13 protein-coding genes are annotated in these 13,585 nt (G+C 58.2%); 7 read left to right on the forward strand and 6 right to left on the reverse strand.

What is annotated here, in order from left to right; all coding sequences use genetic code 11:
- Window position 1: 1 nt before the first annotated feature.
- The 3 genes from HJB89_RS26025 (at window position 2) to HJB89_RS26035 (ending at window position 5,211) form a co-directional block, all read left to right on the forward strand.
- Window positions 2-2,071, forward strand: a complete 2,070-nt coding sequence (locus HJB89_RS26025; RefSeq protein ID WP_221150748.1) for a DEAD/DEAH box helicase — start codon at window positions 2-4, stop codon at window positions 2,069-2,071.
- Complete coding sequence (locus tag HJB89_RS26030) at window positions 2,064-3,242, forward strand: GIY-YIG nuclease family protein (protein WP_221150749.1); 1,179 nt, start codon at window positions 2,064-2,066, stop codon at window positions 3,240-3,242. The genes HJB89_RS26025 and HJB89_RS26030 overlap by 8 nt, the downstream gene beginning before the upstream one ends.
- Before the next feature lie 112 nt (window positions 3,243-3,354).
- The gene (locus tag HJB89_RS26035) at window positions 3,355-5,211 is read left to right on the forward strand and encodes a nuclease-related domain-containing DEAD/DEAH box helicase (protein ID WP_259672131.1); all 1,857 of its coding nucleotides are present in this window, start codon (window positions 3,355-3,357) and stop codon (window positions 5,209-5,211) included.
- Window positions 5,212-5,241: 30 nt separating this feature from the next.
- Here HJB89_RS26035 and HJB89_RS26040 read toward each other — a convergent pair whose 3' ends face one another.
- On the reverse strand, window positions 5,242-6,336 hold the full coding sequence (locus HJB89_RS26040) for a site-specific integrase (RefSeq protein ID WP_221150750.1): 1,095 nt from the start codon (window positions 6,334-6,336) through the stop codon (window positions 5,242-5,244).
- A gap of 569 nt (window positions 6,337-6,905) precedes the next feature.
- The gene (locus tag HJB89_RS26045) at window positions 6,906-8,342 is read right to left on the reverse strand and encodes an MFS transporter (RefSeq protein ID WP_221116004.1); all 1,437 of its coding nucleotides are present in this window, start codon (window positions 8,340-8,342) and stop codon (window positions 6,906-6,908) included.
- Between the two features lie 132 nt (window positions 8,343-8,474).
- Between HJB89_RS26045 and HJB89_RS26050 the strand changes: the two genes are divergently transcribed.
- Complete coding sequence (locus tag HJB89_RS26050; RefSeq protein ID WP_221116005.1) at window positions 8,475-9,368, forward strand: LysR family transcriptional regulator; 894 nt, start codon at window positions 8,475-8,477, stop codon at window positions 9,366-9,368.
- 119 nt (window positions 9,369-9,487) lie between these two features.
- On the forward strand, window positions 9,488-9,712 hold the full coding sequence (locus tag HJB89_RS26055; RefSeq protein ID WP_207580522.1) for an alkylphosphonate utilization protein: 225 nt from the start codon (window positions 9,488-9,490) through the stop codon (window positions 9,710-9,712).
- Here HJB89_RS26055 and HJB89_RS26060 read toward each other — a convergent pair.
- The 3 genes from HJB89_RS26060 to HJB89_RS26070 form a co-directional block, all read right to left on the reverse strand.
- A complete protein-coding gene (locus HJB89_RS26060; protein WP_207580523.1) occupies window positions 9,699-10,541 on the reverse strand; it encodes a transglutaminase family protein in 843 nt (280 codons plus the stop codon). The two genes, HJB89_RS26055 and HJB89_RS26060, sit on opposite strands and share 14 nt — an antisense overlap.
- A 106-nt stretch (window positions 10,542-10,647) precedes the next feature.
- On the reverse strand, window positions 10,648-11,520 hold the full coding sequence (locus HJB89_RS26065) for a transglutaminase family protein (protein ID WP_207580524.1): 873 nt from the start codon (window positions 11,518-11,520) through the stop codon (window positions 10,648-10,650).
- A gap of 503 nt (window positions 11,521-12,023) precedes the next feature.
- Window positions 12,024-12,179: a hypothetical protein gene (locus HJB89_RS26070; RefSeq protein ID WP_018495827.1), complete on the reverse strand. Its 156-nt coding sequence runs from the start codon at window positions 12,177-12,179 to the stop codon at window positions 12,024-12,026.
- A gap of 87 nt (window positions 12,180-12,266) precedes the next feature.
- On the opposite strand from HJB89_RS26070, the gene HJB89_RS26075 reads away from it, so the two are divergent.
- Window positions 12,267-12,404, forward strand: coding sequence for a hypothetical protein (locus HJB89_RS26075; RefSeq protein WP_207580526.1), 138 nt, complete (start codon window positions 12,267-12,269; stop codon window positions 12,402-12,404).
- 546 nt (window positions 12,405-12,950) lie between these two features.
- Window positions 12,951-13,205: a GlsB/YeaQ/YmgE family stress response membrane protein gene (locus HJB89_RS26080; protein WP_207580527.1), complete on the forward strand. Its 255-nt coding sequence runs from the start codon at window positions 12,951-12,953 to the stop codon at window positions 13,203-13,205.
- 73 nt (window positions 13,206-13,278) lie between these two features.
- Here the strand turns inward: HJB89_RS26080 and HJB89_RS26085 are convergent, their stop codons facing one another.
- A complete protein-coding gene (locus HJB89_RS26085) occupies window positions 13,279-13,560 on the reverse strand; it encodes a hypothetical protein (RefSeq protein WP_026188395.1) in 282 nt (93 codons plus the stop codon).
- Window positions 13,561-13,585 lie beyond the last annotated feature (25 nt).

The raw sequence follows: 13,585 nt of genomic DNA on the forward strand, positions 1-13,585 counted from the left end.
CATGACCACGACAAAGACCATTCCTTCGGTTTCTATGCGCACAGCTGGAACAGGTGCTTCGACAAAGGCCAATGAACTCGGCATGCGCACCATGCAGGAGCGCGCTTATGAACACCGCGGCGAACAATACCTGCTGATCAAGTCACCGCCAGCTTCGGGTAAATCACGAGCGCTGATGTTCATCGCGCTCGACAAGCTACATAACCAGAATGTTCGTAAGGCGATCATCGTGGTTCCCGAGCGGTCGATCGGTGGCAGCTTTGCCGATGAGCCACTATCAAACTATGGATTTTGGGCTGACTGGACGGTGAAGCCGCAATGGAACCTGTGCAACGTCGCTGGCATCGAGAACACGTCCGTCGCAAAATCCAAGGTCAAGGCTGTCGGCCAGTTCCTTGAGAGCGAGGATCGAGTTCTGGTCTGCACCCATGCGACCTTCCGTTTTGCCGTCGAGGACCTCGGGATCGAGGCCTTCGATGATTGCCTGATTGCGGTCGATGAATTTCATCATGTCAGTTCGAACCCTGACAACAAGCTCGGCGCGCAGCTAGGACAGTTTCTGTCCCGTGACCGCGTCCATCTCGTCGCGATGACGGGGTCTTATTTTCGCGGCGACGCCGAAGCGGTGCTTGCCCCCCAGGACGAGTCCAAATTCGTCACCGTGACCTACACCTATTACGAACAGCTCAATGGCTACGACCACCTGAAGTCTCTGGATATCGGGTATTTCTTCTACAGCGGCCGATATCTCGATGCCATCACCAAGGTCCTCGATCCCGCCCTCAAGACCATCGTGCACATCCCCAACGTCAACTCACGGGAGAGCACGAAGGACAAGGTGAAGGAAGTCAATGAGATCATGGACGCTCTCGGCACCTGGGAGGGCGAAGACCCCAAGACGGGATTCCACCTAGTGCGGCTGCCTGACGGACGTCTCATCAAGATTGCCGACTTGGTCGATGATGATTCGGCACGGCGCGATAAGGTCGTCTCGGCATTGAAGGACCCCAAGCACAAAAACGACCGCGATCATATCGACATCATCATTGCTCTCGGCATGGCCAAGGAAGGTTTCGACTGGATTTGGTGCGAGCATGCACTGACGGTCGGCTACCGCGCCAGTTTGACTGAGATCATCCAGATCATTGGCCGTGCGACCCGAGATGCCCCTGGCAAAACGTCGGCGCGGTTTACTAACCTGATCGCCGAGCCGGATGCCAGTGAGGAGGCTGTTGTTGATGCGATCAACGACACACTCAAAGCGATTGCCGCCAGCCTGCTGATGGAACAGGTGCTTGCGCCCCGATTCAACTTTACGCCGAAGAGCGCCGAGAGCGAGGCCTTGCCAGATTTCGACTATGGCGAGGGCGGCTACGACCCCAAGGGCACGAATGTCGGTTTCAACGAGACAACCGGCCAGTTTCATTTCGAAATCAACGGGCTCGTCACACCGCAGAGCAATGAGGCCAAGCGCATTTGCCAGGAAGACCTCAACGAGGTCATCACGGCGTTCGTTCAGGATAAGCCTGCCTTGGAGAAAGGCTTATTCGATGACGAGACCGTGCCCGAGGAACTGACGCAGGTCCGCATGGGCAAGATCGTCAAGGATCGCTATCCAGACCTCAGCGATATCGATCAGGAGGCAATTCGGCAGCATGCCATCGCCGCCTTGAACCTCACTCAAAAGGCGAAAGCCGTCGCAGCCGAGCTGGAGACCTCTGGGCAATTGACGGGGGGATCGGCACTGATCGACGGTGTTCGGAAATTCGCCATGGATGTGCGCAACCTCGACATCGACATGATCGACAGGATAAACCCGTTCGAGGCCGCCTATGCCATCCTGGCGAAATCCATGAGCGAACAGACCCTGAAACAAGTTGCAGCGGTGATCGCGGCCAAGAAGATCAGCATTCCCTACGAGGAAGCGCGCGATCTGGCGTTGCGCGCCAGAAAATTTCTTCAGGAGCGCGGCCGCACGCCTGATATCACGTCGGCCGACGCATGGGAAAAACGTATGGCGGAAGGCGTGGTCGCGTTGAAGCGTCACGTAGAGCAGCAGAAGAATGGTTGATATCTCAGACGACGACCTGCTCGCCGAACTCGGCGCAGTACCGGAGGCGAAGAAGCAGAGCGCAAGAACGGCGCGAGAAGAACGCATAATCGCAGGCTTTGAAGACATCGTCCGGTTCCGCGAGGAACAGGGCCGTGTACCCCAACATGGCGATGAACGCGATATCTTTGAGCGCCTCTACGCGGTGCGTCTCGACCGCTTACGCGCGCAGGAAGACTGCCGCACACTGCTAGAGGGTTTCGACCGCTACGGCTTGCTGGCGACCCCGCCGGATGCCAGCAACGACGACGAGATGGACGATGACGCTCTGTTGGCCGAGCTCGGCATCGAGCCACTAGGCGACGTAGACCTCACCGAGCTGACACATGTGAGGCCCCGCGCAGAGGTCCGCGCTGCCGAGGAGGTCGCCGACCGCACGCCCTGTGTAGACTTTGAAACGTTCAAACCGTTGTTTGCCCGGGTTAAGGAGGACCTCGACAGAGCGGCCCGCGAGACACGTCTCTTTGGCGAAGATGCTACCATCAGGAAAGGCGAGTTCTTCATATTGGGCGGGCAGATCGCTTATGTCGCGGACATGGGTGAAACCATCAAAGCGCCAAACGGCGAATACGACGCAAGGCTTCGGGTCATCTATTCCAACGGCACCGAGAGCAACCTTTTACGCAGGTCCCTCCAGAGGGCGCTCTACAAGGACGATGCAGGCCGCCGAATTACCGACCCCAGCGCCGGACCATTGTTCGGCAGTGCGGCGGTAGACGCCGACCTGGAGAGCGGCACCATCTATGTGCTGCGCAGCAGGTCGGATCATCCCGACGTCGCCGCCCACCGTGACCTCATCCACAAGGTCGGCGTAACCGGAGGCACCGTCGAATCCCGCATCGCGCAGGCGGCACTGGACTCGACCTATCTGCTTGCCGACGTCGAAGTGGTGGCGACCTACAAGCTATTCAACATCAACCGTAGCCGGCTCGAAAACGTGCTGCATCGGGTGCTCTCGCCCGCGCGCCTCGATCTCACGATTCATGACCGTTTCGGAAATCCAGTAAAGCCGAAGGAATGGTATCTGGTGCCGTTGCACGTGATCGACGAGGTCGTGGCGAAGGTGAAGGATGGGTCAATTACAGAGGTTGAGTATGACCCTAAAAGTGCGCAGCTTGTTCGTCCCGTGTAGACGTTACCGCGTAGTTTCCTCGTAGCTCGCCGGTCAATATGTCCGGAGCATGTCTGATATGATGAGGACTGGTTTGCAACACTCTAGGATTATCCATCCGCCTCTCAAGGATATGGCTAGGTTGCGCCAGCCCCTTACGCCAGGCGAGCAAGCCGTTCTCGATCTCTTCATGCAGCAGCTGTCGCCCGAATGGGAGATTTACGTGCAGCCGCATTTGAACGGGTTAAGGCCAGATTTCGTCCTGCTAAATCCAGATGTCGGCATTGCTGTTTTCGAGGTCAAAGACTGGAACCTCGATTCCATGCATTATTTCACAAAAAAGGCTGGCCGTGGACATGCGCTCTGGGCCAGCAGAGACGGCGTAGAGTTCAGCATTCAGTCACAGAACCCCGTGACCAAAGTAAATCTTTATAGGAAAGAAATCTACGATCTCTATTGCCCAAGGCTTGGCGCGAAGAGTGGTTGGGCGACTATCACAGCCGGCGTGATTTTTCCGTTCGCAAGTATCGGCCGGGTAGAAAACCTGATGCACCCTTGGTTGCCAACTGGCGAGGAGAAAAAGTTTGCGCGCTATCAACCGACCAGTGGTGCAGAGGCCGTGTCGTCGGGCAACCTCCACAAAATTTTCCCAGAGTCGGCGCGCAAATCCTCTTTCGTCATGTCCGGGAAGCTGGCCGACGATCTAAGGGGTTGGCTTGTCGAGCCCGACTTTGCCGCCACCCAGCGGCTTCCGCTTATGCTCGATCGCAACCAGCAGAACCTTGCGGATACTCGTACCGAAACGGGGTACCGCCGGATTAAAGGCCCTGCCGGCTCGGGAAAGTCCCTTGTTCTCGGAGCGCGTGCGGCAAAGCTGGCGAATGAGGGCAAGGAGGTGCTGATTGTCACCTTCAACATTACACTATGGCACTACCTCCGGGATATCATCGTGCGGGGGCTGAATAATCCTCAGAACATCAGAAACGTCGAACTCACGCACTTCCATTTGTGGTGTAAGCACACGTGCTACGGAGCAGGCTTCGATGATCGGTACGATGCCCTCTGGACAGAGGACGAGAAGCAATCACAGAAAAAGCACATGGACGTCACGTTGCCTATGTTGACGCTGGAAGCTTCGCAAACTCCCGATGCGAAACGCTACGATGCAATCCTGGTAGATGAGGGTCAGGATTACCTCCCACTATGGTGGGACGTGTTGCGCCAGTCATGCAAGCAAAAGGGCGAGATGCTACTCGTAGCCGACGCAACTCAGGATATCTACGGAACCGTGGAGGCCTGGACCGACGACGTCATGAAAGGCGCAGGTTTTGGCGGCCGATGGGCTCAACTTAGCGCGAGCTATCGCCTTCCCCCTGACGTCATGGGATTGGCCCGCAAGTTCGCTGAGACATTCCTGCCAGCCGAGAGAATCGATCTGCCCGAACCGGAGCAAGGCTCGTTCGATCTATATCCCAGCCATCTCAGTTGGGTACAATGCGAACCTCAGGACGGCGATGAAGTGTGTTCCCACGAAATCATCAAGTTGATGCAACACACTGGAAAGCTGGGGCTGGCTAATGCGGATATAACCCTTCTAGCTGGCGATATGGTATCAGGCGGTAAGGCGGTTCAACGGCTCTCCGATCAAAACATCAAAGCCGTTGATACGTTCGGAGATGACCATCGCCGTAAGAAAATGGGATTCTTCATGGGTGATGCGCGGATAAAGGCGACGACCCTCCACAGCTTCAAGGGTTGGGAGGCGCGGCTGTTAGTCGTCTACGTTACCAACGCCTCACATGCGCAGAGCCTAGCACTTGTGTATGCCGGTCTCACACGGCTCAAGCGGAGCCAGGAGGGAAGCTGGCTGACTGTGATCTGCTCAGCCCCGGAGCTGGCTGAGTATGGCAAGGCATTTCCCACTCATCGTCGGGTTGCCGCCTTAAATGCATCGAGTAAATCACCTTCGGTGTACAACGGCCGAACCTAAGCTGGCTATTAATGACCTATTCCCGCGGGACTAGGCTGCCACGCGGTCGTTGCCGCTGCCACCCTCCGATTTGCCAAAAAGCTTCTCGCGATGTTCTTCATCAGTGGGATTCAGATACTTCATCAGAACCGCCACCGTCTTGTGTCCTGACTGACGCATCAGAGTTTTAAGGTCAGCGCCCCTTGCGGACATTCGACTGAGAGCTTCGTGCCGCAGGTCGTGGATGCGAAGATCAGGGCAGCCAGCAGCCTCCCTTATTTTCTGCCATTCGTGGTCCCGCGAATCCTTGGTGAACTTGAACAGTTCTGCGTCGTCAGGTTCACCTTCCGCCAGAAGTGCCAAAGCTTCATATGCGCGGTCTGATAAGGCGACGTTTCGCGCCTCGCCATTCTTCGTCTTCGGTATTCTGATGAAACCTTTGGAGAGATTGACCCATCCTGCCAGGATGCTGTCCGCCTCGCCGACACGCATACCCGTGTCTAGCAACAGCGGGAACAGGCAAGCCCATTGTCTGTTTTGCGGCGTGTCGCCCGTGAGCTGTTCCCAAATTTTCTCTTCCTCGCCAGGCCTTAGGCGACGCTCGCGATGACCTTTTGGCTGCGGTATCCCGAACTGAAAGTTTCGCATCTCGGCTATCGGATTTTCCGCCGGCACCTTTTTTTCATGAATGAGCCATCGATAAACGGAGCTCAGGGTGTTGAGGTTATTGCGCACCGTGCTGTTCGAAAACTCTTCCAGTCGTCTATCCCGGTACTCTACAAAATCATCAGAACTCAGTTCTCTAACGGTCTTCGCCGCGAAGTCTTCACGAGCGAACATGCTCAACATATCCGACTCCTGGGCGGCACCTTTTTTCCTTGGTGTCACCTTGTCCCTGTAGTCCGTGATAGCGTCTCTGAAGGGACGATCGAAATATCCTTTGGATGTGCCAGGCTTTGGATCGAGCCGAGGGTCTTTCCATGTCCCGAGCCGCATTGCGGACTCCGTCGCGTCAATCCATACTTGAGCATCACGCTTGCTCTTGAACGTGTTTGAGATCGAGCGGGACTTAAATGGCCCCTTGAACGTGTCCGGGAGCCGTGCCGTCACAGTCCATTTGCCTGCGCGTTTTGTTATGCTTGCCATCGGAATTTCTCATTTTCTGCAACAGTGCTGCAACATTACACGGAAAACGCCGAAATATGCAAGTTAATCAACATAATCACACAGGTCTTGAAAACCGGCGTGCGGGAGACCGTACCGTGGGTTCGAATCCCACCTCTTCCGCCATACCGCCAGTCGGCAGGATTTTTACTCCCTCGCATGATCTCAGAATGACGGTCCATCCGGCCTGAAATCATAGATTGCTGGAAAAGCTTGCAAGCTGACGGCCGGCAATAGCTCTTACAATGCCGGAGGGCGTGTCCGAGATGTTTTGTAGGGTCGCGGTGCGACCCGATTAAAGGGATTTACCGCCTGGATATAGCGTGACCGGCAGCTGAAGACGCCGCCCCACTCACGAAAACAGCGAGTAGACCCAGAGGCCAACAGAACCCCAGAAGATAACCGGCATCAGTATCATTCCCAAAACGAAAATCTTCGTCACCGCAAAACCCCGCAACTCCACCAATGCCGCAAAATCTATTACGGTGACCGTGAGTTGCCATGGGCACGAAGTCCGGGATCGATCGGACCTTGGTCTAAGTTTCGATCGCTTATTGCATAGTTAAATCGGAATTGGTTCGGCGCCGGTAGGTCGCCGCCGCGATGGCAAGCGCCGTAGCGATCAATGCCGCTGCGACAGCGAAGGTGATCTGCATGCCTGAATGCACGGCCTCGGGACGCGCCGCGGCGATCTCGGATGCTGCCGATCCGTACGCGAACACGGCTCCCATGACGGATGCGCCGGTGATCAGCCCGAGATTGCGCGACAGGTGGAGCACGCCGGAGATGACGCCGCGCTGGTCGGCGCGGACATCCGCCATAACAGCCGTGTTGTTGGCTGCCTGGAACAGCTGATAGCCAGGCGTCAGCACAGCGATGGCGGTGATGTAGCCGGCGATTCCGGGCAGCACGGCGAGAGCGATGGAACCGGCGGCCATGGCGACGAGCCCTGCGGCAATGACGAAGGGCGCGTCCAGACGATCGACCAGGCGACCGGCCGGGACACCGCTGAGGATGGAGATGACGGGACCGATCGACATGACGGCTCCGACCAGCGCTTCGTTGAGCCCGAGCGCACGGGAGAGATAGAAGGGCGCGACCACCAGCGTCGCCATCATGACCGTCGAAACGAGCGCGTTCATCACCAGACTGGCGGTGAGCACGCGATTGCGGAATAGCGCCACCTGGATCAGCGGCGATGCCGTTCTGACCTCGGCGAAGACAAAGAGAGCGGCGCCGAAGCCGGCGGCGAGCAGCAGTGCCAGGTTCAACAGGCCAAAGCTGCCATGCCCGACCGTCATTGCCAGCGCATAGGCCGAAAGCGTCAGGGCAAGCAGTAGCGTGCCCAATGTATCGAAGCCGGCCCGATCCTTCTTCTTCTGTCCGCCGATCTCGTCCGGCAGATAACGATAGGCGAGAACGAAGGTCGCAATGCCGAGCGGTACGTTGACGAGGAAGATTGCCGGCCAGCCGAAAGAGGCGATCATGAGCCCGCCGAGCGACGGCCCAAGAGCCGTGCCGACCGCCGACATCGTTCCGAGCAGCCCCATGGCGCTCCCGGTCCTCGCCTTCGGCACCGTATCACCGACAAATGCCATGGTGAGGGCCATCATGATGGCCGCGCCCAGACCCTGTAGCGCGCGCGCCGCAATCATCAGCCACAGCGTCGGTGCAAGGCCGCAGACGACCGAGGCCAGCGTGAAGAGCAGGATGCCGATGAGCAGCAGCCGGCGGCGGCCGGTAATATCGCCGAGCCGCCCGACGCTGACGATCAGCGTGGTGATGGCAAGGAGATAGGCGAGCACGATCCACTGGACGTCCTGGAAGGAGGCGTTGAACGCCCGCGCCAGGCTCGGCAGGCCGACATTGGCGATGCTGGTGCCGAGCGATGGCAACAACATGGAGAGGGAAAGACTGGTGAGTGCCCAACGGACAGAATATGTGCGTTCGACACCGGCCTCGCCTGGCTCTGCAATGATCGGCTTCACCGTGAACTCCTCGTTACTGCTCCCGAAACGGAGCGAAGGAAACATAACGCTCCGGCCGATATGGCGAAACGCGCAGCATTTGCATTGTATTGATGCGTTTGGCGCCACATCAAACAGTGTTATATCGGATGTATGTCGACACCCGATCTCAACCTGCTTGTCACCCTGGATGTGCTGCTTGCCGAAGGCAGCGTTGCGCGTGCGGCCCAAAGGCTGCGGCTCAGCCCGTCGGCGATGAGCCGGGCGCTGGCGCGATTGCGCGAAACGACGGGCGATCCGCTGCTGGTGCGCGCCGGCCGCGGCCTCGTCCCCACGCCCCGGGCGCTCGAACTGCGCGAACGGGTCGGCCGGATCGTCGAGGAGGCGCAAACGGTCCTGCGCCCTGCCGAGGCGCTCGACCTTCAACGCCTGGTCCGAACGTTCACGCTGCGCGCCAGCGAGGGCTTCGCCGAGAGCTTCGGACCCGATCTTATCGCCCGCCTCGGTGGTGATGCGCCCGGCGTGCGGCTGCGTTTCGTGCAGAAGCCAGACAAGGACAGCGCCCCATTGCGCGACGGAAGCGTCGACCTGGAAACCGGTGTCGTCGGCGACACGATGGGCCCGGAGGTGCGGGCGCAGGCCCTGTTCCGCGACCGCTTCATCGGGGTCGTTCGAACGGGGCATGCGCTTTGCCGGGACGATGTCACACCCTCCCGATATGCGGCCGGCCGGCACATCCATGTCTCGCGGCGCGGGCTCGACAAGGGCGCGATCGATGAAGCCCTTGATGCGCTCGGGCTGGAACGGCAGATTGCCACCATCGTCGGCGGTTTTTCCACCGCGCTGGCTCTCGCCCGCGCGTCGGATTTGATCGCCAGCGTGCCGGAACGGCACACCGGAGCTTTGCGCCAGGGGATGCACAGTTTTCCCCTGCCGGTTCCGACCCCTGAGATCACCGTTTCACTGCTGTGGCATCCCCGGATGGATGCCGATCCGGCCCATCGCTGGCTGCGCGGCTGCGTTCGGGACGCTTGCGCGGCGGGGTGATCGGCGGCCACGTCGAACTGACCGGCGAGTGATCGATCCGTTCGCAATGGTTGACTATCCCTTGTAGACGTGATTTCCCGCGCCCAAGATCATCAGGCGAATTATCAGGCGGAAACATCATGGCCGACGACATCATCGTAAAGGACAGCAACGGAAGCCAGCTTCACGATGGCGATTCCGTGACGCTGATCAAGGACCTCAAGGTCAAGGGAACCTCCGAGACGCTGAAGCGCGGAACGCTGGTCAAGGGCATTCGCCTGACCTCCAATCTCGGCGAGATCGAGTGCAACACCAAGCAGGTCAAGGGTCTGGTGTTGAAAACGGAATTCCTCAAGAAGGCATAGGATCGGCCTCGCCCGCCCCGTCCTGCGGCACTTCCTCGGTGATCACCTCGAAGCGGGAGAGCGTTGCCGGGCCGAAGGCCGTCGACATCGCGACGTCGGTGGCGTCGCGGCCGGTCCCCATCAGTATCCTGCCGATGCGCGGCCTATTGTGGCGGGCATCGACCGTATGCCAGTGGCCGCCGAGAAAAACCTCGAACCAGGCGCTGAAATCCATTGGATTGGGATCGATCGGGACACCGATATCGCCGAGATAACCGGTGCAGTATCGGGCTGGGATATTCATGCATCGGCAAAGCGCGATGGCGAGGTGGGCAAAGTCGCGGCAGACGCCGGCCTTGTCGGTGAAGCCGCCATGCGCGGTTCGCAGCAAATCGGCCTTCTGGTAGTCGAAGGTGATGTGGTCATGAACGAAATCGCAGATCGCCTGGACGCGCGCCCAGCCGAGCGGCGTCGACGAGAATGTTGCCCAGGCAAAATCGCCAAGCCTGTCGGTGTCGCAATAGCGGCTGCCGAGCAGGAAGACGAGCACATCGTCCGGCAGGTCATTGATCGCATGTTGGATGGCATCGTCGGGAACTATGTCCGGTTGCCCGCTGTCATAGATCTCGAATTCCGTGGAAATCGTTGTAAGGCCTGGCGGGGCGACGATCCGGCTGCAGGCATTGCCGAACACATCGGTATAGCCCCAGGCCTCGATCGGCTGGTCGAATGTCAGCACCTGCTCGCTGAGAAGATCGGCGCGACGGGAGGGATGAATATTGAGGACGAGCAGCATCGGTGTCGGCTGCGTACATTCATAGCCCAAATGAAACCCGGCGCGTATCTTCATTGTGGCTTCCTTGTGTCCCACATAGGTGGCGTGACTATGCAACGTGGATCGCGCTGCCCGGTTCCCGCAGCCGCGGCTGTCGCCGCAAAACTCGGGATGTCCGATATTACTTCGTGGTGACGTTGACCTGCACCGTCATGCTGTCGAAATCCGTCCCATCCCCATCATAGCTGCCGCTCAACGGGACTGCCTGGCGCGGATCGCGGGCAACGGCGACACGAATGAGATCGCGGTTGCCGACGATCCCATTGGTCGGATCGAACTCCGTCCAGCCGGCGCCCGGAAGATAAATCTGGCACCACGCATGGGTGGAACCGCCGCCGAGCACGGTGGAGCCGTCGCGATCGGGAACATAGACATAACCCGTGACAAACCGCGCCGCGAGGCCGAGGACGCGTGCCGCCTCCATCATCAGCAGCGCGAAATCCCGGCAGGTGCCGGAGCGAAGCTGCAAAGTCTGCTGCGGCGTCTGCGTTCCGTGCTCCATCCGGCGCGCATAGACGAAGCTTTCCCGAATGGCATAACAGAGCGTCATCAGCAGATGCCCGGTCTCTGTCGGACGTCCCTGCCGCACGAACTGGCGCGCCCAGCGTCCGACATCGTCGTTGGGGTCGGGATAATGGCGCTGCATCGCCGGCGTCAGATCGGCAATTTCGTCCTTGTCGTAGGAGAATGGATAGGTCAGGGCCTGGTCGTCTACCTTGAGATCAAGGGCGACCTGGGGTGTGTGATCGAGCGTGATCCAGGTTTCGAAACGAAGCTCGGACGCCGGCCTCGAAAAATCGATGAGCGCCACGCAATTGCCGAAAACATCGTGGATCCAGCGCACATGACTTTCCTTAGGATATATCGTCAACGACGCTTCGATCAGCCGCTGGTCAAAACTGTCGCGCGGCCGGAACATCAGGCGATGCTCGCCGAAATCGACCGCCCTGACGTACCGATAGGACGTGATGTGGCGGACGGAAAAAATCGTCATCGGCCGCCGTCCGGTAATCTTTTCACTTCCTTGCTCCAAGACGGCGACGCCGCTCTTCCTCTACGGAGGCGCCCTCGCCGCTTCGCCGCTCATCCCGATTTCTTGTCATATAAGCACATTCGAAAAATTGCTATTCTACATCAAGCGATCGACGGCAGAGCCGTCCAACCTAAGAGGATAAAATGCATATCATCTGGGACGTTCTGACGCTTCTGCTGACAATCGGCTCGCTCTATGGCGGTCGCGAATACCGGATTATTCGCGCCCGTGCCCGCGCCCAGAACTGGGGCAACTTCTGATTGGATTAGACTTGAACGCATCGCTGTCGCCACGGTGGCGGTTACGTCGAATGACGTAAAGCCATACGCTTAAGGAAATGCTTCATTAGCCGAGACGGCGTCTATCCGTCCATTCTCCCTGTTATTGCAAGCCCGCCTCACCCCAGGCGGGCTTTTTTCGCCGTTGACCCTTCTTCGCCTGCCGCGAGAATATTGGCGCGCGTCTCACTTCTTGGCACCTGCCGAAAGCACCCGATGTGTCGCATTGTCCATGGCGTGGCTCGCCTCCTGCCCATCCTTCTTCAGCCCGTATGCGGTATTGCCGCAGCCGGAAAGCGTGAGCAGGCAGATGCAGGCGATGGCGATTGCAGCTTTTGACATCGAGTTTCCCCAGATGGAGTGGCGATCAGGGAAAGATGATGCATTTCCTGCCAAAATCAATCCGCCGGCCTTCGGTGCGGATCGCATATGGAACTCTATGGCGCGAGCGGCGTTTACAGAAGCCATCCAACCGGGATCAACGACATGGATTATCAGATTGCCTTCGCCGCGACCGTCGCGACAGCGTCCTTCCTCGTCTTCATGCTCGTCGTTCACCGGACATAATCGCCCGGAGGTGTGTAGCGGTGCCGGCAGAACCCCATGCATTAAAACAAAGCGCTAAAACGCGTTGCATGAATTATTTTGATGCGAGGGACTTCAGACGTTCATAGCACCGACGACACGACGGAGATTAAGGTTGGCACAATAAACGCAGCTTATCCGTCAGTGCACCCCTAAATATTAGACAAGAAACGTTTCAATTTATACAAGCATTTAAACCATTATCGAATGTATTTAATTTTAGTTAAATGTCACGTTTAACTATCCATTAACAATATCCTTGCGCGCCGTCCACTTCCGCTTATGCTTTATGCAAAGGGGAGAGGAACGATGTTTAGCAAAAGCCTGATCATGCCGGTGGGATTTGCAATACTTGCCATTGCTGGCCTCTTGTTTCAGATTGCTATCCACGCGTTGGAGTCCCCTGTTACCATGCTGCAGCCGTAAGTCACATAAGCTGCTGAACGCGCGAGCAATCTCGTAACTGGGAGTGGAACTTCCCTTCGATTCGTGCATTCTGTGACTCGTTTTGCCAGGAGGGAGATAATCATGGAAAACGCAGGCGTGGGTTGGATTGCAGCCATCATCATCGGTGGCATCGCCGGATGGCTGGCGGAAAAGGTCATGAGCAGCAGCATGGGCTTGCTCATGAACATATTGCTCGGCATCGTCGGCGCCATCGTCGCCAACTGGATCCTGGGTCTGTTGCACATCCAGCCGCTTGCAGGTTGGCTGGGTTATCTGATCACCGGCTTTATCGGTGCCTGCATCCTGATTTTCATCGGGCGCGTCATCCGCCGCTGAAGGTCGCGCTAGCCTTCAAACATCGAAAGCCGGGCTATCATTGCGCCCGGCTTTTCATTGTCCTGAATTCTTTCTAGCGGCGGCTCAGCAGGCCGAAAACATAGGCAATGCCTGCCGTCACCGCGAGCGCCATCAGCGGTTCTTCACGAACCTTGTCGCGCAGCTGTTCCGTCATCAGCGATGCCTCGTCGGTCACCGCCGACTTTGCCCCCTGGCCGAGCGCGACCACGCTTTCCGTCAGCCGGGAGAGATCGTTGCGAAGGGCCGCGACCTGCGCCGACAGATCGTCTGCTGCGATATCGGCCTTGACCCGCGCAGCGGTGGATTCGGCGGAAGCGGTTTTCAATTCAGCCATGGTCTGCTCCTGTTTCATGGGATGC

The organism is Rhizobium sp. NZLR8 (genome assembly GCF_019685025.1).
GTDB lineage: Bacteria > Pseudomonadota > Alphaproteobacteria > Rhizobiales > Rhizobiaceae > Rhizobium.

What these genes read in the sequence shown, in the direction of transcription:
- HJB89_RS26040 (WP_221150750.1), bottom strand. Translation starts at nt 6,336, where the DNA reads ATGGCAAGCATAACAAAACGCGCAGGCAAATGGACTGTGACGGCACGG.
- HJB89_RS26080 (WP_207580527.1), top strand. Translation starts at nt 12,951, where the DNA reads ATGGAAAACGCAGGCGTGGGTTGGATTGCAGCCATCATCATCGGTGGC.
- HJB89_RS26070 (WP_018495827.1), bottom strand. Translation starts at nt 12,179, where the DNA reads ATGTCAAAAGCTGCAATCGCCATCGCCTGCATCTGCCTGCTCACGCTT.
- HJB89_RS26060 (WP_207580523.1), bottom strand. Translation starts at nt 10,541, where the DNA reads ATGAAGATACGCGCCGGGTTTCATTTGGGCTATGAATGTACGCAGCCG.
- HJB89_RS26065 (WP_207580524.1), bottom strand. Translation starts at nt 11,520, where the DNA reads ATGACGATTTTTTCCGTCCGCCACATCACGTCCTATCGGTACGTCAGG.
- HJB89_RS26025 (WP_221150748.1), top strand. Translation starts at nt 2, where the DNA reads ATGACCACGACAAAGACCATTCCTTCGGTTTCTATGCGCACAGCTGGA.
- HJB89_RS26055 (WP_207580522.1), top strand. Translation starts at nt 9,488, where the DNA reads ATGGCCGACGACATCATCGTAAAGGACAGCAACGGAAGCCAGCTTCAC.
- HJB89_RS26030 (WP_221150749.1), top strand. Translation starts at nt 2,064, where the DNA reads ATGGTTGATATCTCAGACGACGACCTGCTCGCCGAACTCGGCGCAGTA.
- HJB89_RS26085 (WP_026188395.1), bottom strand. Translation starts at nt 13,560, where the DNA reads ATGGCTGAATTGAAAACCGCTTCCGCCGAATCCACCGCTGCGCGGGTC.
- HJB89_RS26075 (WP_207580526.1), top strand. Translation starts at nt 12,267, where the DNA reads ATGGAACTCTATGGCGCGAGCGGCGTTTACAGAAGCCATCCAACCGGG.
- HJB89_RS26035 (WP_259672131.1), top strand. Translation starts at nt 3,355, where the DNA reads ATGGCTAGGTTGCGCCAGCCCCTTACGCCAGGCGAGCAAGCCGTTCTC.
- HJB89_RS26050 (WP_221116005.1), top strand. Translation starts at nt 8,475, where the DNA reads ATGTCGACACCCGATCTCAACCTGCTTGTCACCCTGGATGTGCTGCTT.